Genomic DNA, 20,817 nt, shown 5'->3' with positions numbered 1-20,817 from the left:
CAACCAGGAATCCCCGTCATTCTCATGCCCCGTCACGGGGACGACACCCAAGCCATGAGACTTCCACGGGCCGACTCCTGGGTGGCCGTCCAAAATCGGGTTAGGCTCGGGTGACAGCATGGCCCACCCCCCTAAAGCCATCCAGGAATCCAACGCGGAGCCCCAGCTTTCGCCTGAAGCACGCGAAAAGGTTGAGTTGGCGAAGACGTTCGCCTTCCACCTGCTCAAGGGCATCAAGCAGATCGGGATGTATCGCCACAACGAGTCGCGCTTCCCGGAGTTCCTCGGGAAGGCGCTCGAGTCGATTGCCACCTACACCGACAAGTTCGGGCCCCTGTCGATGAAGGTGGAGCAGCAGAACTTCCTGCTCCTCGGTGAGTCGCTGTTCTCCGAGGACACCCCGCTGCCCTACAAGTTCTTCCGCGACGGCATCCGGCAGCTCATCTTCCGCCCGGGTCTCACGGTGGAGGAGCTGACCACCTTCACGCTCATCGCCCTGTCCGAGCCGGAGCGCGGCGCGGAGGACGTGCTGGCGCAGCTGTGGCGCGCGAGCATGGAGCACGTGGAGTACGTGGTGGTGGAAGGCTTCTCCATGGAGAACGCCAGCGAGGAGGAAGTGCAGGTCGAGGTGGACAAGGTGGTGGGCTACCTCTACTCGCGCTTGCAGACGAACTCGGATGACTACCTGCGCTTCGCGCGGGTGTCCGCGGAGGACCTGGACGCCAAGCTGGACGGCGTGGAGCAGATTCGCGGGCTCGTGGTGGGTGGACGGCATGCCTCGGACGAGCTGAAGGCCAAGCTGCAGCGCGAAGTCTCCGAGGAGGAGAACGCCCGGCTGTTCCCCAAGCTGGTGAGCGCCGTGTTCCAGGTGGTGGAAGGCGGCGTGGATGACGCGTCCCTGCTCGAGGAAATCTTCGTGCAGTTGCTGGACATGCTCCTCCTCCAGGACGACTTCGGCACCATCAACCAGATCGTCCTCAAGCTGCGCGCGCTGTCCCAGCGCGAAGGCAGCGAGGACCTGGCGAAGATGTTGGAGAACTTCCTCCACAAGATGGGCGAGGAGCAGCGGCTGATGCGGGTGGGCGAGTCGCTCAAGTCGACGCGACCGAAGAACCCCGCGGACGTGTCGCGCTACCTCCAGGTGTTGGGCCGGGACTCCATCATCCCCCTGCTGTCGGTGCTGGAGAGCATCGAGGTCGCCGACAACCGCACCCTGCTCTGTGACGCCCTCGCGGGTTTCGCGCGCGAGCTGCCCGACCCCTTCGTCGCGCGGCTGATGTCAGAGCGGCCGCAGACAGTGCGCGACATGGTCTACATCCTGGAGAAGAGCAACCACCCGGACCGCGTGAAGATGTTTGGTCAGGTGCTCAAGAGCCCCAACCTGGTGGTGAAGTTGGAGGTGCTCAACATCATCGGCCGCGGCCGCACGGGCGAGGCCCGGCGCATCATCGCGGACGCACTCACGGACTCCATCTCCCAGGTGCGCATGCTGGCGGCGAAGCTGCTGCCGGAGTTCGACCGCGACAAGGGCTACGCGGACCTGATGCGCCTGGTGCGGGAGCCCGGCTTCGACAAGAAGACGCCCGACGAGCGCGCCGCGGTGTACGCGGCCATCGGCTCCACGGGCACCCCGGGCGCCCTGTCGATGATGCAGCAGATGCTCGCGACGAAGCCCTCGCTGCTCAACAAGAAGCGCGTGCTGGAGGACAAGCTGCTGGCCATCCACGGCCTGGGCGGCGCGTGCTCCATCCAGGGCTACAAGCTGTTGCAGGCGGTGGTGGAGGACAAGAACCAGCCATTGGAGGTCCTCACCTCGGCTCGCAAGGCGATGTACCAGACGAAGAAGGCGCTCTTCGGAGACTCGGCGCTGTCGGAGGAGGCATAGGCGTATGGCCGACAACCTGAAAATCACCCAGGCGCAGGACGAGAACACCAACGAGTACGGCCGCGAGCACAACGAGAAGCTCCAGGTCCTGGCGCGCTCGCTGGTGGCCGGCCTGTACATGCTGGTGCGCTCGGTGAAGATGTATGACCCGGAGAACGCGGTCTTCCAGAAGCCGCTGCACCAGCTCCAGGACATCATCAATCAAATCATCGGCAAGGAAGGCCGCCTGGAGCTCACGGGCGTCAAGGAGTCGTTCTACCTGAACGGCATGCTGGTGAAGGTGGACCTCAACTCCATCGAGAACCAGCGATACCTGCTGACGGAGCTGCGCTCGAAGGACGTGGGCGGCTTCACGCTCACCAAGCCCGTCACCGTTCCGGAGCTGAAGAACTTCATCTGGATCTTCAGCAAGGAGCAGACGACCGCGTCCGAAGAGGACGGCCTGTCCAACCGCAAGCTGCTCAACATGCGGGTGGCCAAGTTCTCCAAGCTGAAGGAGAAGCTGAACAAGGACCTGGACAACCCGGGCGACCAGAAGGTGGACCGCAAGAAGTACGCGATGACCATCTACGCGCGCGCCGTGTTCTTCCTCACGAAGTACCTGGAGTCCGTGCGCGCCGGAAAGCCCATCAACGCCTCCAAGGCGCTGCGCCTGGTGCAGGACTTCGTCGACATCTCCTACGAGCAGCGGACGCACTTCCTGGGCATGACGACCATGCGGCGCGAGGACGACTACCTCGTGTACCACCAGGTCAACGTGTGCCTCATGAGCGTCGTCTTCGGCGCGGAGCTGGGACTGACGAAGCCGCAGCTGCGCGACCTGGGCTACATCGCCCTCTTCCACGACGCCGGCATGGCCACGCTGTCGGAGGAGCTGTCGACGAAGCGAGGCGCGCTGACGCCCGAGGAGAAGCAGACGGTGCAGCGCGCGCCGCTCATCTCCGTGCGCAACATCCTGATGGAGAAGGGCTTCAGCCGCTCCACGCTGCTGCGCGTGGTGACGACGTTCGAGCACAAGACGGACTTCGGCACCGCCGTGCGCGACTCCCGCGGCAACATCCAGATGATCATCCCGAAGACGAACCTCGGGGTGTACGCGAAGATCATCGCCATCTGCGACGCGTACGACGCCCTCACCTCCAAGCGCCCGTACCGGGATGCCTACGGCCCGGAGGTGGCGCTGATGCTGATGTGGTCGGAGATGCGGAACAAGTTCGACCCGGAGCTGCTGTCCGTCTTCATGCGGGTGATGGCCATCCAGCCCGTGAAGGTGCTGTCCAAGCGCCAGCAGTCGCTCAGCGTGTCCGGCCTGTAGTCCGCTTCGAGCCGCCCGCCGCCTTCCGGGGCGCGGGCTGCTTTCGGGTGGCGGGCGGGCCTCCGGCGGCGCGGGGACGGTGGCCCGGAGCAGCGTCAGGGCCGCCTCCAAGTCCGCGGGAATGGGCGCCTCCAGCTTCAGCACCTTGCCCGTGCGAGGGTGCGCGAAGGACAGGCGCCACGCATGGAGCGCCCGGCGCCCCAGCCGCTCCTGGGCCTCCGCCGCGGCGCCCTTCGCCTTGCGTCCGGCGCCGTAGAGCGCGTCGCAGAGCAGGGGGTGGCCGGCTTCGGAGAGGTGCACGCGAATCTGGTGCGTGCGGCCGGTGAGCAGGTCCACCTCCACCAGCGCGGCGCCTTCAAAGGCCTCGAGGACGCGGTACTCGGTGATGGCGTTCTTGCCCTCCTTCACCTTGCCCGTGAAGCGCTGCCGGTGGACGGGGTGACGGCCGTAGAGCGTCTCGATGCGCCCTTCCGTCGGCGGGACGCCGTGGACCAGCGCCAGGTACGTCTTCTCCACCGCGCGCGTCTTGAAGGCCTTCTGGAGCGCCACCAGCGCCTGCTCGTTCTTCGCCACGACGAGGCAGCCGGTGGTGTCCTTGTCGAGCCGGTGGACGATGCCGGGCCGCAGCTCGCCGCCAACACCGGCCAGGTCCTTCACCCGGTGCAGCAGCGCGTTGACCAGGGTGCCGGAGGCGTGGCCCGCGCCGGGGTGGACGACCATGCCCGCCGCCTTGTCGACGACGACCAGGTCGCGGTCCTCGTGCAACAGCGCGAGCGGCAGCTCCTCCGCCAATGGGACGGCGGGAACGGGCGCCGGAATGTGGAGGACGAGCAGCTCACCGCCGCGCAGACGCCGGGCCGGTTTGGCCGGCTGGCCGTCCGCGAGCACATGCCCGGCCTCGATGAGGCCGTGGATGCGAGAGCGCGTGAGGTCCGGGAACGCGCGCGCGAGGTATTGGTCGACGCGCTCGCCGCGAGCTTCGGGCGGAGCGCGGTGCTCTCGCGTGTCAGGCGCTACCACGGGGAGGGGGTTACCAGATCTTCGACTTCACATGCGCCTTCGAGCGCAGGACGATGTCGTTGATCGCCCGCTCGAAGAAGTTCATCTTCGTGAAGATCTCCTGGCTGACGCGGCTCTTGTAGAGCTCGCGGCCCTCTTCCAGTTCCTCCTTGAGGACCTCGAAGAGGTTGTCCTGTTCGATTCCCTTGATGATCTTCTGCTCGTTGTAGAGCGAGATATCCGAGGCAATCGCACGGGCGAGCCGCATCGCCTTGACCTTTTCCTCGTCCGTCATCGTGCTACCTACTTAGGCAGCGGCTGGAGGCGAGTCAACTTTCCTCGCAACGCCGGTGACATCCGAGCACTTCCGGGCGCCTCCCCTACTTCCGGCCTGACTTCTCAGAAGACAGGGCCAGGTAGCTCTTGGACACGCGGAGTGGATCCAACCCCAGCTCGCGGGCGAGGCTCATCAGGATACCTCGCAGGTAGACCGAGGGCGGGAGCAGGTTGTAGCGATCCGCCTCGACGTTCTCCAGGTGCATGCGCGTGATGCGGGTGCGGTCGGCCACCTGCTGGAGGGTCACCCCCCGGGCCTCGCGGACCTGGCGGAGCAGTTCGCCGTTGAACTCGGCATCGGACGGGATGTCCGGGATGCGAGGCCGGGGCTCACGGGCCCGCGACGCGGCCTGGGACGCCTGCGCCAGCGCCGCCTCCGCCGTGGCGATGGCGGAGTCCTGGGCGATCTGCGGCGCGTCTCCCAGGGGCCGCCCGGGACGCGCTCCAGCCCGGCCGGGCTCGGGCTGAGCCTCCGTGGCGGGCGACGGACGGACAGGGACGAGGGCGGTCGACTCGGCGTCGGGTGCCTGGGAGGCCGGCGGTACCGGGCTGGCACTCGCTGGAACCGGCGGGTGGGGCTCAGCGCTGGCTTCCGACGCTGGGGCGCCAGTCACGGCGGTAGCAGGCGCCGAAGGGGCAGCGCCGCCGCGGCGCTGACCGGAGCGCCTTGCGTGGGAACCGGCGCGGCGGCTGGGCCGCTGGCCGGAGTGGCCGAGGCAGCCACCACGGCACTGCTTTCCGCCACCGGGGCGCTGACGGGAGCGGCCGAGGCGGGCGCCGGCACGGCAGCCGTCGCAGGCACCGGCGCATCGCTGACCGGAGCCAGCGCACTGACAGCGCCTGCCGGACCAGGTGTCGGCACGGCGGCCGTCGCAGACACCGGCGCATCACTGACCGGAGCCAGCGCACCCGGACCAAGCGTCGGCACGGCGGCCGAAGCAGTCACCGAGGCGTCGCTGCCCGAAGAAGGGACGCTGACCTGGGGAGCCGTCGCCGGGGCCGGTGCGCTGCCCGCTACCGCGGCCCCCGCTGGGGAAACCGAAGCAGTTGCGCTGGCCGCCACGACGCCAGGGCCCCCGCAGCAGCCTCATGCGCCGCGGACGGCTCACCCACCGGAGCCGCAGCCACCGCACCGGAGGCCTCGCGCTGCGACTCAGCGCTCGCGGCCCCCGTGCCCGTTCCACTCCCCGAAACCTGGGGCTGAATCGACGCAACGGGGACATCCACCGCGCTCCCCAGCCGCTGCGTGTCCTGCAACGAGCTGGACACGTACGCGAACGAGAACCCACGGAAAAACGACGCCCGGAAGTCCGCATGTCCCGAGGACGCCGGCACCGGCTCCACCCGAGGCTCCGTCGCATGGGCCCCGGCCTCCCCTTCCCCGCCCTGCCCCGTCATCGCGGTCTCCGAGTCCTCCACCGGCACGTCTCGCACTGCTCCTGTCCTCCCGTTCGTCCCCGTTTCGGGGACCTGCGTCGAAAGGTGGCCAGTTTGATCTTCCGCGCCGGATGCGGCAACCCCAACGAGCCCCGCGCGCGCTTCCACCGGCGAGGCGGCGTGTGCCACCTCGCCCCCGGTCGACACCGCGTCCATCAACCGGCGGGCCGGGAGCCCCAGGTCCTTGTCGTACTCGGCACGCAGCTCTTCGTCGGAAAGAATCTCCAGCGCCTCGGCGAGCCGAGTGCGGAGCTCATCCACCTGGCCCTCGTCCACGAGCGCATAGACGGCGATGGAGTCCGGCGAATACAGCTCCGTCAGCCGTTCATACGCCGCCCGAATCTCCTCCTTCGGCGCGGTGACGGGGACTTCGAGAATCTCGTAATAGGTCTGCTGCTCGAAGGGCTTCATGGTGTGGAACGCTGAGGGGAGCCGTCGAGTGTGAGGATACGCGTTGCGATGCCCTGAATGGCAGTGGCCGCCGCGGAATCCGGTCGCTCGATGAGGACGGGCTTGCGCTTGCGCACCGCGCGCCACGCCTCGTCGTCGTAGCGAATGGCTCCCAGGACATCCATTTCGATGCCAAAGAACTTCTTCCATGCGGCGGCCACCGAGGTGCCCACCGACAGGTCCGCATCCGTGCGCGCCTGGTTCACGATCAGCCGGATGCGGAACGCGGAGAGCTCGCGCTCCAAGCGGTCCGCGATGGCCGGGTCCTTGCGCCGGGCCTGCGCCAGCACGTCATGCAGCGTGCGCAGCGCCCCCTCACGGGTGGTGAGCGCGTCCTCCACCAGGTCCTCGATGCCGTACTGCGACTCCACCTGCTGGAGCTTGCGGAAGAAGGCCGCCTTCGCGAAGCGGTAGGCGTTCTCCACCGACGTGGGCTCGGGCAGCATCACCAGCACGCCGTGGTCGGCGAGGATGAAGAAGTCGATGGTGTTGAAGCTCGTCCCCGCGCCCAGGTCCAGGATGAGGTAGTCCGCCGACGTGCCCATCAACGTCCGCAGCAGCTTCTGCTTCTGCGCGTACTTGAGGTTGGCCGCGTCCAGCGCATCCTGCGCGCCGGCGATCAGCGACAGCCGGGGCACGCCCGTCGGAACGATGACCTCTTCCAGCTGCGCCTTGTTCCGGCGAAGGAAGTCGGACAGCGTCGCGTTGGGCTGTCCGACCCCCAGACACGTGTGGAGGTTGGCGCCGCCCAGGTCCACGTCCACGAGCAGCACGTTGGCCCCGGATTGGGCCAGGGCCACACCCAGGTTGGCGGACACCATGGACTTGCCAATGCCGCCCTTCCCGCCTCCCACGGCGATGATGCGCCGCGGACGAGGACGGCGTGACAGACCAGGAGGGCCGGAGACCATGGAGCCTGGCTCCGCGGGGCCCAGGACACGGGATTCGGTCCAGGGCGCTGGCGAGGGTTGGGGCATGCCCCCCCATCAAATCCCGAACCCGGGGTCGCGTCGACTCCCCGGCCTTCTGCATCCGTTCAGTGGAACATCCCGGCCCGCACATGCGCCGGAAACCCGTCACTCCCGGTGTTTCCAGCCCCTGCGGCGAGCCCGGATGCCCACCAGGCAGGCGCTACTCGTCGAGCAGTTCGACGTTCCAGTACGACGCATCCGCCAGATGCAGGAACGGCAGCCACTCCCGGTACGTCACCTTGCGGGTGGCGCCGCGGAACAGCGGCGTCCAGCGCGGGCGCACGGGCTTCTTGAGCAGCTTCATGTGGGCCTGCTCCGGCGTGCGCCCACCCTTCCTCAGGTTGCAGGGCACGCAGGAGCACACCACGTTCTCCCACGTCGTCTTGCCGCCCTGCGTGCGCGGCATGACGTGGTCCAGGTTCAGCTCGCTGCGCGGCAGGTTCTTGCCGCAGTACTGACAGGTGTCGTTGTCGCGCGCGTAGATGTTGAGCCGGGAGAAGCGCACCCGGCCTCGGGGCAGATGGTCATACGCGCTGAGCACCAGGACACGGGGAACGCGGATGGTGCGCTCGATGGTGGTGATGCAGTCCTGTGTCGCGCTCAGCTCTGCCCAATCCGCGAACTCGTAGAGCCGGTACTGCGAGTCGATGGCCTTGGCCACACCCAGGTACAGGAGCGAGAACGCCCGCTTCACCGAGGTGACATGCACCGGCTGGTAGTACCGGTTGAGGACAAGCACGGCGCTGTTGATCATGGCGGGTTCCCTGGAATGGCGGCCGCGACGGCATCCGCGACGGCCTGGAGCTCCTCCTCCTCGAGACACCGGACGTCGAGGAGCACCTCGCCATCCGCGATCCTCCCAATAACCGGCGACATTCCTCCGCGCAGGCGCTCCAGGAATTCTTCCGGCGTCCCTAGGGTGAGGATGCACGCGGAGGACGGCAACCTGGCCAGCGGCATGGCACCCCCACCCACCTGCCCCTCCACGCTGGCCACCCGCACACGCACACCCCGCCCCGCCAGCAGGCCCTGCAGCCGTACCGCCCGGGTGCGCAGGTCTTCCGGCGACTGGGCAAGCAGGCGATGCACCGGAACCTCGTCCGCCCGGCCATCCCGGTACAGCGCCAGGGTGGCTTCGAGCGCGGCGACCGTCAGCTTGTCCACCCGCAGGGCCCGCATGAGCGGGTGGGCCTTGATGCGTGCCAGCAGCACGGACCGGCCCACCACGACTCCCGCCTGGGGTCCTCCCAACAGCTTGTCTCCCGAAAAGGCGACCACGTCCGCGCCCGCCGCCACGGCCTGGGCCACCGTGAGCTCCCGGCTCAGGCCCTCGCCCTTCAGCGGCACCAGCGCGCCCGCGCCCAGGTCCTGGAACACCGGCACGCCGCGCGCGCGGCCCAACGCCGAGAGCTCCGCGACCTCCACCTCTTCCGTGAAGCCCACCAGCGCGAAGTTGGAGCGGTGCACCTTCACCAGCAGCGCCGACTCCGGGCCCAGCGCCGCCGAGTAATCCGACAGCCGCGTCCGGTTGGTGGTGCCCACCTCCACCAGCTTCGCGCCCGACTGCCGCATCACCTCCGGGACACGGAAGCCGCCGCCAATCTCCACCAGTTCACCGCGCGACACCACGCACTCGCGGCCGGACGCCAACGCCGCCAGCACCAGCAGCACCGCGCCCGCGCAGTTGTTGACGACGACCGCGTCCTCCGCGCCCGTCAGCGAGCGCAGCAGGCCCACCAACGGCGCGTAGCGACTGCCCCGCTCTCCCTCATCCAGGTCGTACTCGAGGTTGGAGTACCCCCGGGCCACCTCCGCCACGCGCGCCACGGCCGAGGCCGCCAGGGGTGCGCGTCCCAGGTTGGTGTGCAGCACCACCCCGGTGGCGTTGAGCACGGGCCGGAGCCCCGGCGTGGCCAGCGTGTCCAGGGCGTGCTGGACATCCGCATCCTCGAAGCCCGGCCCGCCCGACGCCACCAACCGGCCCCGGGCCCGGTCCACCGCCAGCCGGAGCGCGGCCACGGCACGGGCCCTGGGGACTCCGCTCAACAGGGGGTCCAGCGACGGGCGCCGCAGGAGCTGCTCGACGGAGGGGAGCGCGCGCAAGAGCGCATTCTTCCCACCGTCTCCACTGTTCGACGGGGCGCCCATGCCCCGAGTCTAGGGGAGCCGCCGGGCAAGTTCCAGGCGCGCCCTGGAACATCGAGGTGACAAAAAGGAAAAGGCCCAGCCTCCCTCGGGGAGACTGAGCCTTCGGACTAAGCGCTATGAGCGCTCAGTAGGTACTCAGACCGGGCGAACGTTCTGAGCCTGCAGGCCCTTGGGGCCACGGGCCACGTCGAACTCGACCTTCTGGCCTTCCTGCAGCGTGCGGAAGCCCTGGGTCTGAATCGCAGTGTGGTGGCAGAAGAGGTCCTCGCCGCCGCCGTCCTGCATGATGAACCCAAAGCCCTTCGCATCGTTGAACCACTTCACGGTACCAGTCGCCATTACGCTTCTCTTCGTCTTTCTCTACCAGCTTCATGAATTGAGCTGGTTGCCACGCCGTGTGAGGGTGCGGCCTTGGCCATGTGTCACGTTTCCGGCCAGTTGCATAGGGGGTCCCCCACACGCAGGCACCCTTTTTCCGGGCGTGGACATAACCCGCGGCATCCGCGCCCCATTCCGCACGAATTCTCCACCGACACCACCCAGCAGGCGCCCGGATGGCGGCAGCGCACCTACTTCGCGGCGCTCTTGAGCACCGGCAGCTTGGGCGCCCGTCCGTACAGCAATTGGTACGTGTTGAAGGAGCGCAGCACGCGCTTGATGTAGCCGCGCGTCTCGGAGATGGGGATTTCCTCCACCCATGCGTCCAGCGCCAGGTCCGGCCTGTCGGACCTCCAACGATTCACCGCGCCAGGACCGGCGTTGTAGCTGCCCACCGCATAGGGCGTGTGCCCGTTGAAGCGCTTGAGCAAGCCGCCCAGGTAGTGGGCCCCCATGCGGATGTTGAGGTCGGGCTGGAGCAACTGGTCCACGCTGAAGCGCTTGAGCTTCAGGTCGCGCGCCACGCCCTTCGCGGTGGACGGCATCAACTGGGTGAGGCCCATCGCTCCCGCCCACGAGAGCGCCTTGGGGTCCAGCGCACTCTCCTCCCGCATCAACGCCTGGAGCAGGTCCGGCTCCACGCCCGCGTCCGCGGTGTGCTTCTCGATGCTGTCGCGGAAGGCGTTGGGATAGGCCACCTCCCACACCACGCGCGTCTCCGGCGTGATGCGCCCGCTCAAGTCCTTCCGCAGCGCCAGCCGCGCCACCGCATGAGCGGAGCGCTCGTCCCCGGCCTCGTGCAGCACCAGCACCAGCAGGCGCACGGACTCCGCGGGCAGATTGGTCCGGTTGACGGCCAGCATCTCGGACGACACGGCTTCCTTGAAGCCCAGGCGGTACAGCTCCACGCCCGCGCGGAAGTGCGGGTCCTCGCCCATGGGGCCGGCGAACAGCGGCCAGGGGCTGGCGGCCTCGGGCACGGTGAAGATTTCGGCGGACACCTTCTCCAGTCGCGGCGGGTCCACCTTCGCCAGCTGCGAGCGCGCCATCAGCCCGTAGTAGGTGGCCGGGTGGTCCACGGAGAGCTTCTCGAACAGCTCCGCCGCGCCCTGGATGTTGCCCTTCTCTTGCATCGTCCGCGCCCGCCAGTAGCGCGCGCGCTCCACGTCGTAGCTCTCATCCGCCTTGGCGAACTGCGCCTCGATGCGGTCCAGGAACGACAAGCCGGAGTCCTCCACGCCCGTGGTGCGGGCAATCCAGAACGCCTTGAAGAGCGCCTCGCCCAGGAAGTCCCCCTGCGGGTACAGCCGGGCCAACGTGTCCAGGCGGGCCATGGCCTCCTTCGGACGGCCCGTCTTCAGGTAGAGGTCGGCCGCGTAGAAGAGGCCGTCATCCGCGAACGAGTGGTCCGGGAACTCGCGCGCCAGCCGCTCGTAGGTCTCCGTGCCTCGCGCCTGGTCGACGATGGAGCGCGACGAGCCGAGCACGTACAGCACGCGCGCCAGCAGGTCGCGGTCCTGGCACTTCTCCGCCACGGGCGTCAGCACCTGGATGGCGCGCGTGTGCTGGCGCTCCTTGCGCATGCCCTTGCCGAAGGCGAAGTGCGCGCGGCAGGCCAGCGGGTCCGGAAGCGCCAGCTTCGGCAGCAGCGGCTCCAACTGCTCCAGGCCGGCCTTGTTCCGGTGAAGCTCCACCAGCGCCTCGCCACGCCCCACCCGCGCATCGACGGGCGGCGTCTGCCCCTTGAGGCGCTTCTCGGCCTGCTTCGACAAGGCGGACAGCGGGTGCGCGGCCCACAGGCGCCACAGCGCGGCGCGCTCGGCGGCCTTGTCCTTCTTCTCCGCGGCGATGTCGGCGATGGCCATCAGCGCCTCGGCGCCCACGTTGCGGCCCCAACTGGGCGCCGCGCGCGACGTGAGCGGCTCCAGCGCGGCCATGGCGCCCGCCGCGTCCTTCTTCTTGCGCAGCACCCGCGACAGGGCCAGCCGCGCGTCCACGTACAGCTTGGACTCGGGTGGCACCTGCTCCAGCAGCACCGCGGCCTCATCGAAGCGGCGCAGGCTCTCCAGCGCCACGCCGCCATGCGTCAGGCAGCGGTCCTTCAGCGCGGGATAGTCCGGGGCCAGCGCGGCGAATTCCTTGGCGGCGGACGCGTCATCTCCGGCGCGCACGGCGGCCAGGGCGCGCAGGTAGCGCACCGGCGGGCTGTCACCCTCGTCCTTCAGCAGCTCGCGGGCGCGCGTGTACTGTCCACGGTCGAACGCGTCACGGGCCTCCTTCTTCTTGCCCTCGCCAAAGTAGGGCGCCGGTCCTCCAGCGCGTAGCGGCGGCCCCGGTGCACCACCGGTGTGGGCGGCGCGGCATTGGGGAAGGCGGGGTTGAGCACCTCCACGTAGCCCACTGGAAGCGGCGCCTTCTCCGAGTCGGGAGGGGCGACAACTGCGCCTCTGGAGGCGCGTTGCTGGGGTGCTGGGCCGGCGCTTCGGACGCCTCGGGCTCGGCCGGGGTGGACGAAACCGCCTGCGGGGCGGGTGCCTGCGCGGTCATCAGGAGCGCGGAGGCGGCGACGGCGAGCTTGGAAAGGAAGGGCTTCATACGCGGGGGCTGGGTCCCAGGGAGATGCGCGCGGGCTCGCCCCAGGACAACCGGCAGGTCATGGAAAATTTCCGGAGGCTGACACAGGTTAGACTGTCCGCCTCCTCATGGACATCCGGACACAGAGCGCGCTGCTGGCATCCATCATCGGGCTCGCCCTGGGCGTGTCCATGTTGCTGCGGCCCGGCAGGCCCAGGGTACTGACGCTGTACTCCGTCTTCGCGCTGACGGTGGCCGGCTACTACCTTTCGCTCTTCTTTCACAGCGTCTTCCCGGCCGGCGACTACCCGTGGACATCCCGCATCTTCGTGGGCGCCACCATCCTGGTGGGTTCCCTGGTGCCGGGCGCGGCCGTGGCCTTCTTCCTGGAGTTCCTGGGGGTCAGCAAGGGGACGAACCTGGTGGGCCGCCGGCTCGCCCTGCTGTCCGCCGTCCTGGGGCTGACCGTGGCGGTCACCCCCCTGGCCGACAAGCTCTGGGCCCGGGTGGGCATGGGCGTGTGGGTGCTGGGCACGCTGCTGACCTACGGTTCATTGCTGCTCCACCGGGTCCGCACCACCGAGTCACGCATCGAGAAGTTCCGGCTGGCGTACCTGGCCAGTGGCGCGGGCGCGGCCATCCTCTTCTCCGCGCTGGATTTCCTGGTCAGCTTCGGCATCCCCTTCCCCACGCTGGGGTCGGTCTTCTCCACGCTGTACCTGTTCTTCCTGGCCCACACGCTGCTGCGCCTGCGGCTGATGGACCTGCACGAACTGCTGGGCAAGATCGCCTCGCAGACGGTGCTGGCCAGCATCCTGGCCGCCGTCTTCACGGTGCTGACGGCGTGGGGCAAGGAGAACACCGGCCTCTTCCTCTTCAATACGGTGGTGGCCGCCTTCGTCATCCTCATCCTCCTGGAGCCGCTGAAGGTGAAGGTGGAGGAGATGGTGGTGCGCATCTTCTTCCGCGAGCGCTTCGCCCTCCTGGACTCGCTGGGCGCGCTGCGCGCGCGCATGGCGAATGTCATTGAAATCTCCGAGCTGGCCCGGCTGGTGCTGGACACGCTCCACGAGACGGGCCGCGTCACGCACGCCTCCGTGTACCTGCTGGCGGAGGACCGGCCCGGGTACCGGCTGCTGGACTCACGCGGGCCGCTGCCGGTGGCCTTCCTGGACACGGCGGTGGCGCGCGGCCTGCTCTTCGCGGCGGCCAGCGGACAGAAGGCGGTGCTGCGGGAGAACGTGGAGCGCCGCATGGCCACCATGCGGCTGCAGGCGGTGGAGGGCAAGCGCTACCGGGACGAGCTCAAGCGGCTCAACGACACGCGCACGGCGCTGGTGCAGGTGAAGGCCGGCATCGCCGTGCCGCTGATGGGCAATGACCGCGTCATCGGGTTCCTCAACCTGTGGGACGAACGGGTGCCGGAGGCCTTCGCGTCCGACGAAATCGCCATCATCCTGGAGGTGGCGGAGCGGCTGGCGACGGTGCTGGAGAACTCCAAGCTCTATGAGAAGATTCGCGAGCGGGACCGCCTGGCCGCGCTGGGCGAGATGGCGGCGGGTCTCGCGCATGAGATTCGCAATCCGCTGGGCGCCATCAAGGGCGCGGCGCAGTGCCTGGACCCGGCGCACTACCAGGGCGAAGACGCGGAGTTCCTCGAAGTCATCGTCGAGGAGGTCAACCGGCTCAACGGCGTGGTGACGGCGTTCCTCGACTACGCGCGCCCGCTGAAGCAGAGCTTCGGCACCACCGACCTCAACGAAGTGGTCACGCGCACCATGCGGCTCATCCAGAACGATGTGCCGTCCAACCTCCACCTGGCCGTGGAACTGGACTTGATGCTGCCGCGCGTGGACGGCGACGCGGAGCAGCTCAAGCAGGTGCTCATCAATCTGGTGCAGAACGCGGTGCAGGCGCTCGAGACGCGCGAGGGCCGCATCAGCGTGCGCACGGAGAAGCCGGAGCGCTTCGGTGAGCTGCGCAGCGCCGGCACCGAGTTCGTGGAGGTGCAGGTGTCCGACAACGGGCCCGGCATTCCTTCGGACCAGCACCCGCACATCTTCGTGCCGTTCTACACGACGAAGCAGAAAGGCACGGGCCTGGGGCTGGCCATCTGCCAACGCATCGTGAAGAACCACGGCGGCAGCATCTCCGTGCAGAGCAAGATGGGCGAGGGCACCACGTTCGTCATCCGCCTCCCCGCCCTCCCCTCCGAACAGCCACCCGCGGAGGCCATCTCCGTGGACGGCCTGCCTGCCGGGAAGCGGCCGTCGCAGTCATTGCCCGTGTCCGATGAACTGCGCGACGCGGGCAAGCCATCGCATGGGGACGGCCGCGCCAAGCGGGAGCGCCGCAAGCGGCTCCGCGCGTAGCGACACCGGGTGGTGCACCGGGGGAACGCACCGTCCGGACATTGCTGCTTTCACCCCTGGGGGCGAGCGCCTATAGCTCATCCCCATGAGCGCATGCCCCTTCTGCCAGAACTCGATGCAGCTCACGCCCAGCGGTGAGCTTCCCCTGGAGACCTGTGGCGCCTGTGGCGCGGTGTGGTTCGAGGGCGAAGCGCTCACGAAAGTCATGGGAGGCTCCGTGTCGGATGCGCTCCTGCGACGCGCGAAGAACCGCCCAGGATGCTGCAAGGGCTGTCAGGGCGAGCTCCAGTCCGTCCCGGAGTGCACACACTGCGGAACCCGAGCCCCCACCTGTCCGCGCTGTGGCCGCGCGCCCCTGCCCGTGGTGGAGGTGTTCGGGGTCCCCATGGAGGTGTGCTCGGGCTGCGCGGGCGTGGCCCTGGACGAGGGCGAGCTCCAGCAACTGCAAGACGCCGTGGAGACGTACCGCGACGAGCCGCTGGATGCCCGCGCCACGGTGCGGCTCGAAGGGCCCCCTGCTGTACCGCGTGCCGGCGCAAGCTCCGGCTGGAGCACGGCTTCGTCGCGGAGGAGCGCCTCTACTGCGGGAGCTGCGCGCCCAGTGGCGCCACCCCCTACAGGGAAACGTTCAGCAGCCATGACATCCCGATGTTCGTCCCCACCCGGCGTGGAGGCCAAACCTTCAACCTGGCCGGGTACGCCTCCGAGGGCTTGATGTGGCTGCTCCACCGGATGCTCACCCGATGAGCCGGGCGAGCGCCGCGCGGCCCTCATCCCAGTGACGCGGACGCCTCGGCCAGCTTCTCCTGCGCGGCCTCCCAGCGGGCATAGAGGTCTTCCAGTTCCTCCTTGCTCGCGCGGTGCGTGTCCATCAGCGGCTTGGCGCGCGCGAAGTCGTTGTAGAGGGCCGGGTCCGCGAGCTGCGCCTCGCGCTCCTTCTGTCCGGCCTCCACCTCGGCGATGCGCGCCTCCAGCTTCGCGATCTCCTTCTTGAGGGGCCCTTCCACCACGCTGCGGCGCTGGCGCGCCTCCGCCTCCAGGCGCTTGCGGTCCTTCTCCGTCATCGGCCCGGAGGACACCTTCTCGCCCCGCGCCTGGCCCGCAGCCATGGCCGAGGCCTCCGCCGCCGCCTGCTGGAGCTTCTGCTGGTGGTACAGGTAGTCGTCCAGGTTGCCTGGGTGCGGCGTGAGCTTCCCGTCCGCGACCTCCCACACGTGCGACGCCAGGCCGTTGATGAAGCTCCGGCTGTGGCTGACGAACAGCAACGTGCCGCCGTAGCCCTTCAGGGCTTCAATCAGCATCTCGGCCGAGTCCAGGTCCAGGTGGTTGGTGGGCTCGTCCATCAGCAGGAAGTTGGACGGCACCAGCAACAGCTTGGCCAGCGCCACCCGCGCGCGCTCACCACCACTCAGCACGCCAATGGGCTTCTCCACATCGTCGCCGCTGAAGAGGAACGCGCCCAGCACGCCGCGCACGTAGCTCTCCGGCTTGTCCGCGGCCAGCGGGCGCACCTCTTCGATGATGGTGTTCTGCCGGTTCAGCTTGTCCGCGTGGTGCTGCGCGTAATAGCCCACCACCACGTTGTGCCCCAGCGTCACCGTCCCGGTGTCCGGCGCCAGCTCGCCAGCGACCATCTTCAGGAGTGTCGTCTTGCCCGCGCCATTCGCGCCCACCACGGCGATGCGCTGCCCACGCTCCACGCGCCCGGTGAGGCCGTCATAGATGGTCTGTGCGCCGTACCGTTTGGTGATGCCCTCCAGCGTCACCACGTCGCGCCCGCTCCGCTCGACCTCGGGGAAGCGGAACTTCATCGACGTCCGCTCCTCCAGTACCTGCACCTTCTCCAGCTTCTCCAACATCTTCGCGCGGCTCTGGGCCTGTCGCGCCTTGGTGGCCTTGGCGCCGAAGCGGTCGATGAAGCCCTGCAACTCCGCGCGGCGCGACTCCACCTTCTCGGCGCGGGCCCTCAACAGCTCCTTCTCCTCGGCGCGCAGGCGCTTGTACTCGTCGTAGTTCCCCGCGTACTCGCGCACGCCCTCCACTTCCAGGGACACCACCCGGTTGATCTGCCGGTTGAGGAAGTCCTTGTCGTGGGAGATGAGCACCAGCGCCTTGTTGGAGCGGCGCATGAAGTCGTCGAACCACGTGAGCGTGGGCACGTCCAGGTGGTTGGTGGGCTCGTCCAACAGGAGCAGGTCGGGGTCCTGGAGCAGCAGACCCGCCAGGGCCGCGCGCATCCGCCAGCCGCCGGACAGCGCGGAGGTGGGCTTGGCCAGGTCCGTGTCGCGGAAGCCCAGGCCCTTGAGGATGCGCTCGGCGTGGTGGCGGCCGTAGCGGTTCTCGAAGTCGTCCAGCTCCGCGTGAAGGTCCGCCAGGGACTGGGACAGCTCCAGCTGGTCCTCCTCGTCCGTGGCGGCGGCGAGCGCCGCCTCCGTCTCCTTGAGGCGCGCCTCCATGGCATCGCGGCCGGGCACGGTGCTCATCACCGCCTCCACCACGGTGCCATCCGGCAGCCCGGCGATCTCCTGCGGCAGGTAGCCCGCTCGGGCCTTGCGGCTGTACTGCACCGTCCCCGAGTCGGGCTGGGCCACGCCCGCCAGGATCTTCATCAGCGAGCTCTTGCCCGTCCCGTTGGCCCCTACGAGGCCCACTCGGTCCCTGGGACCCAGTGTGAAACTGTCCTGATCGAAGAGGACCTTCTTTCCGTAGGAGAGACAGAGGTCCTGGGCGATGACGAGGCTCATGGCGCCGGGGATGTAACAGCCCGCGAGCCCCTCGGGAATGTCGGATGTGCCCGCCCGTTCGCTCTGGGGCCCTACAGGGGCTTTCCGGGTTGGGCCAGGGCCTGTCTATACTCTGGCCCCACATGGCTGCCCCCTGTCCCCATTGCGGAAGCACCGACGGCGTCGACCACCTCTGTTCAGGCCAGAGCCTCCAGCTCCTCGGCCAGGTGCTCGACGGCCGTTATAAAATCGAAAGCGTCCTGGGCCAGGGCGGCATGGGCATGGTGTTTCGTGCCACCCAGACGTCCGTGCAGCGCCCGGTGGCGGTGAAGACGCTCAACCCGTCGCTGGCCGCCGCCCCCCAGTTCTTCGAGCGCTTTCGCCGGGAGGCGGAGCTCGCCAGCCGACTGCGGCACCCCAACGTCATCACCATCTTCGACTTCGGCCGGTCGCCGGACGGCACCTGCTACTACGTGATGGAGCTCCTGGAAGGCGAAAGCCTGAAGGAGACGGTGAAGCGCCAGGGCCCCATGTCCCTGCGACGGGCCTTGAGCCTCGTGGAGCAGGCGTCACAGGGCCTGGCGCACGCGCACGCGGAGGGTTGTGTCCACCGCGACCTGAAGCCGCACAACATCATGGTGCAGCAGCTCAGCGGCCAGGACTTCGTCAAGGTGCTGGACTTCGGGCTGGTGAAGGCCATGGAGTCCGAGGAGGAGGAGCAGCTCACCTCGACCGGACAGGTGCTGGGCACGCCCCAGTACATGCCGCCCGAGCAGGCCGGCGGCGAGTCCGTGGACCAGCGCTCCGACCTCTACTCCATGGCCGGCGTGCTCTACTTCTGCCTCACCGGCAGCTCGCCCTTCGGCGCGAACACGGTGCGCAAGGCGCTGACGGCGTCGCTCACCCAGGCGGTGCCCGCCGTCAACACCAAGCGCCAGGGCGCCCCCGTGCCGGCCGCGCTGGATGCCTTCTTCAAGAAGGCGCTCGCCCCGGAGAAGGAGGACCGGTACCAGAACGCGCAGGAGTTCATCGACGCGATGCTGGACACCGTGGCGGACCTCACCTCCGAGGAGCTTGACGCCATGCCGAGCGGCGGCGTCCCCAGCGCCAGCGAGCGCGGCAGCAACAGCCGCAGCCGTTCCAGCCGTCAGGGGAGCCAGAGCGGCATCCGCTCCTCGCGGGTGGGCGCCGCGCCGACCCTGGGCCGGGGCTCCACGCCGTCCAACGTCGTCGTCGCCAGGCCCCAGGGCGGCGCGAGCGGCTCGTCGTCCTCTCCCAGCCGCGTCCGCTCGCAGGCGTCCCGGTCCGCGCCGCCTCCTCCTCCCCCGCCTCCCGAGCCGGAGGGCATGTCCACCGGCAAGAAGGTGGCCCTGGTCGCCGTGCCGCTGGTCCTGCTGGGCATTGGCGCGGCCGTGGTCCTGGGCAACCCGGGCGGCAGCGCCCCCGCGACGCCGGTGGTGGTGAACGTCCCCCGCGACGCCCCACCGGCCACGGCGCAGACCGCAACCGGCACGACGGGAACGCCCGAGGAGTCGTCCGTCCTCACGGTGAGCCTCGATTCGACGCCGTCCGGCGCATCCATCTACGAAGGCGAGGAGATGGTGGGCACCACGCCCACGAAGCTCCAGCTCCGCCGCGACAAGGTGCACTCCTTCAGCTTCCGCTTGCCGGGGCACCAGGACAAGGAGCTCACGCTCAACCTGCGCCGGGTGGCCGGGGATACGCAGACGGCGAACGTGGTGCTGGAGCCCGTGCGAGCCGCGGCTCCCGGGCGTTCGCCGCGCCCCCGCCGAAGCCGGCGAGCCCGTCCGGGCCTGACATCTCCGTCTTCGAATAGTCCCTACGGGGGCACGCGAAAGCGCCGCGGTGCCCCTGTCCTTCCGCTCCCCGCGTCAGGCGAGCTTCGCGAGGGTCGGGAGGACTTCTCCGCTCTTGCCCACGATGCGGTGCTCGAAGCGGTTGGAGTTCTCCGCCGGGTCCAGGTTGACGAGCCACGTCTTCCCGCCCGCCTTGCGCACCTGGTCCACGATTCCAGCGGCCGGGTACACGGCGCCAGAGGTCCCCGCCGCCAGAAAGACGAAGCGTCCCCCCGAGGTGGCGACCCGCAGCGAGAAGTCCTCGATGCGCTGGATGTCCGCCGGGTCCAGGTATTCGCCGAACCAGACGATGTGGGGCCGCAGCTGCTTCCCACACGCGTCGCACGCGGGCACCGCCCCCGCGGGGTACACGGTGGCGTCCTCGAACGGGGGCCGCTCGCAGCGGCTACAGCGCGTCTTGAAGAGGTTGCCGTGCATCTCCACCACCCGCTGACTTCCGGCGCGTGTGTGCAGGCCGTCGACGTTCTGGGTGGCGAGCAGGAAGCGGTCCCCCAGGTGGCGTTCCCAGGCGACGAGCGCCTCGTGGCCCGGGTTGGGGTGGACGGCGGCGGCGGCTTTGCGGCGCTCCGAGTAGAAGCGCCACACCAGCGCCGGGTCCTTCCGGAAGCCCTCGGGCGACGCCACGGCCTCCACGGGTTGGTCCTCCCAGAGTCCGCTCATCCCGCGGAAGGTGGGGACTCCGCTTTCAGCGGAGACTCCCGCGCCCGTGAGAACGAGCAGCCAGGTATTCGAATCGAGGATGAGCGAATCCATGTCGGCTCCTGTGCGGCGGAAAGCGAATCAAGCTATGGATGGGACGCTGACCCTACCGGGGCCTGATGCTCGCGGGAGGTCGCCTTGCGAGGTCCCATCATGGCGGAAGTCACCCTGGATCTGCGCGGCATGCCCAAGGCCGAAGCCTACGCCGAGCTGAAGCAGCACGTGCGCGCGGTGCTCGAGGGCATCGACGACGACATCACCGGCATGGCCACCATGAGCTGCCTGCTGCACCACGCCTTCGGGCACCTGTGGACGGGATTCTACCGCGTCGTCACGCCGGGCCGGCTGCTACGGGTGGGCCCTTACCAAGGCACGCTCGGGTGCCTGGAAATCCCGTTCGGCAAGGGCGTGTGCGGTGCCTCCGCGGCGAAGGGCGAGTCGGTGGTGGTGGCGGACGTCCACGCCTTCCCGGGCCACATCACCTGTGACGGGCGCTCGGCATCGGAGATCGTCGTCCCGGTGTTCGGCCGCAACCGGGAGCTGCTGGCCGTGCTCGACATCGACTCCGAGCACAAGAACACCTTCGACGAAGTGGACCGCCGCGAGCTGGAAGAGCTGGTGCGCTGGTTCCAGCGGTAGCGGCGGCCCGCGTC

General features: G+C 68.9%; 14 protein-coding genes and 3 pseudogenes. 6 read left to right on the top strand and 11 right to left on the bottom strand.

Annotation, left to right across the window (positions count from 1 at the left end; genetic code table 11):
- The first annotated feature begins 118 nt into the window (after window positions 1-118).
- Together QEG98_RS17695 and QEG98_RS17690 are read left to right on the top strand one after the other, a co-directional pair.
- The gene (locus QEG98_RS17695) at window positions 119-1,885 is read left to right on the top strand and encodes a HEAT repeat domain-containing protein (RefSeq protein ID WP_316567465.1); all 1,767 of its coding nucleotides are present in this window, start codon (window positions 119-121) and stop codon (window positions 1,883-1,885) included.
- Window positions 1,886-1,889: 4 nt separating this feature from the next.
- The gene (locus QEG98_RS17690; RefSeq protein WP_090491303.1) at window positions 1,890-3,200 is read left to right on the top strand and encodes an HD-GYP domain-containing protein; all 1,311 of its coding nucleotides are present in this window, start codon (window positions 1,890-1,892) and stop codon (window positions 3,198-3,200) included.
- A gap of 147 nt (window positions 3,201-3,347) precedes the next feature.
- Here QEG98_RS17690 and QEG98_RS17685 read toward each other — a convergent pair.
- The 9 genes and pseudogenes from QEG98_RS17685 to QEG98_RS17645 form a co-directional block, all read right to left on the bottom strand.
- Window positions 3,348-4,220 (bottom strand): annotated as a pseudogene (locus QEG98_RS17685) (RluA family pseudouridine synthase); the annotation flags it as partial.
- Between the two features lie 10 nt (window positions 4,221-4,230).
- Window positions 4,231-4,494 carry a hypothetical protein gene (locus QEG98_RS17680; protein ID WP_011553384.1) on the bottom strand — a complete coding sequence of 88 codons (264 nt, stop codon included), beginning with the start codon at window positions 4,492-4,494 and terminating at the stop codon, window positions 4,231-4,233.
- A gap of 85 nt (window positions 4,495-4,579) precedes the next feature.
- Window positions 4,580-5,149 (bottom strand): helix-turn-helix domain-containing protein, encoded by a 570-nt coding sequence (locus QEG98_RS17675; RefSeq protein ID WP_316567464.1) that lies wholly within the window; start codon window positions 5,147-5,149, stop codon window positions 4,580-4,582.
- Between the two features lie 400 nt (window positions 5,150-5,549).
- Window positions 5,550-6,383 carry a J domain-containing protein gene (locus tag QEG98_RS17670; RefSeq protein ID WP_316567463.1) on the bottom strand — a complete coding sequence of 278 codons (834 nt, stop codon included), beginning with the start codon at window positions 6,381-6,383 and terminating at the stop codon, window positions 5,550-5,552.
- A complete protein-coding gene (locus tag QEG98_RS17665; RefSeq protein WP_090491300.1) occupies window positions 6,380-7,333 on the bottom strand; it encodes a P-loop NTPase in 954 nt (317 codons plus the stop codon). Before QEG98_RS17665 ends, QEG98_RS17670 begins: the two co-directional genes overlap by 4 nt.
- Window positions 7,334-7,553: 220 nt before the next feature.
- The gene (locus QEG98_RS17660) at window positions 7,554-8,147 is read right to left on the bottom strand and encodes an HNH endonuclease (RefSeq protein WP_140862554.1); all 594 of its coding nucleotides are present in this window, start codon (window positions 8,145-8,147) and stop codon (window positions 7,554-7,556) included.
- A complete protein-coding gene (gene selA, locus QEG98_RS17655) occupies window positions 8,144-9,541 on the bottom strand; it encodes an L-seryl-tRNA(Sec) selenium transferase (protein ID WP_316567462.1) in 1,398 nt (465 codons plus the stop codon). Before selA ends, QEG98_RS17660 begins: the two co-directional genes overlap by 4 nt.
- 135 nt (window positions 9,542-9,676) lie before the next feature.
- Complete coding sequence (locus QEG98_RS17650) at window positions 9,677-9,880, bottom strand: cold-shock protein (protein ID WP_011553379.1); 204 nt, start codon at window positions 9,878-9,880, stop codon at window positions 9,677-9,679.
- 230 nt (window positions 9,881-10,110) lie between these two features.
- Window positions 10,111-12,514: pseudogene (locus QEG98_RS17645) on the bottom strand (transglycosylase SLT domain-containing protein).
- 107 nt (window positions 12,515-12,621) lie between these two features.
- Between QEG98_RS17645 and QEG98_RS17640 the strand changes: the two are divergent.
- Window positions 12,622-14,865 (top strand): ATP-binding protein, encoded by a 2,244-nt coding sequence (locus QEG98_RS17640; RefSeq protein WP_316567461.1) that lies wholly within the window; start codon window positions 12,622-12,624, stop codon window positions 14,863-14,865.
- Between the two features lie 85 nt (window positions 14,866-14,950).
- On the top strand, window positions 14,951-15,580 hold the full coding sequence (locus tag QEG98_RS17635) for a zf-TFIIB domain-containing protein (RefSeq protein WP_316567460.1): 630 nt from the start codon (window positions 14,951-14,953) through the stop codon (window positions 15,578-15,580).
- Between the two features lie 55 nt (window positions 15,581-15,635).
- Here the strand turns inward: QEG98_RS17635 and QEG98_RS17630 are convergent, their stop codons facing one another.
- Window positions 15,636-17,609, bottom strand: a complete 1,974-nt coding sequence (locus tag QEG98_RS17630; protein ID WP_316567459.1) for an ABC-F family ATP-binding cassette domain-containing protein — start codon at window positions 17,607-17,609, stop codon at window positions 15,636-15,638.
- A 254-nt stretch (window positions 17,610-17,863) separates the two neighbouring features.
- Between QEG98_RS17630 and QEG98_RS17625 the strand changes: the two are divergent.
- Window positions 17,864-19,425: pseudogene (locus QEG98_RS17625) on the top strand (serine/threonine-protein kinase).
- A 55-nt stretch (window positions 19,426-19,480) separates the two neighbouring features.
- On the opposite strand, the gene QEG98_RS17620 reads toward QEG98_RS17625, so the two are convergent.
- Window positions 19,481-20,125 (bottom strand): SIR2 family NAD-dependent protein deacylase, encoded by a 645-nt coding sequence (locus QEG98_RS17620; RefSeq protein ID WP_316567910.1) that lies wholly within the window; start codon window positions 20,123-20,125, stop codon window positions 19,481-19,483.
- Between the two features lie 192 nt (window positions 20,126-20,317).
- Between QEG98_RS17620 and QEG98_RS17615 the strand changes: the two genes are divergently transcribed.
- Window positions 20,318-20,803 carry a GAF domain-containing protein gene (locus QEG98_RS17615; RefSeq protein ID WP_316567909.1) on the top strand — a complete coding sequence of 162 codons (486 nt, stop codon included), beginning with the start codon at window positions 20,318-20,320 and terminating at the stop codon, window positions 20,801-20,803.
- The last annotated feature ends 14 nt before the right edge of the window (window positions 20,804-20,817 follow it).

This window comes from Myxococcus sp. MxC21-1 (assembly GCF_032612255.1).
Classification (GTDB): Bacteria; Myxococcota; Myxococcia; order Myxococcales; family Myxococcaceae; genus Myxococcus; species Myxococcus virescens.
Note: the sequence above shows the minus strand (reverse complement) of the source record. Positions and strands in the feature narration are given on the sequence as shown.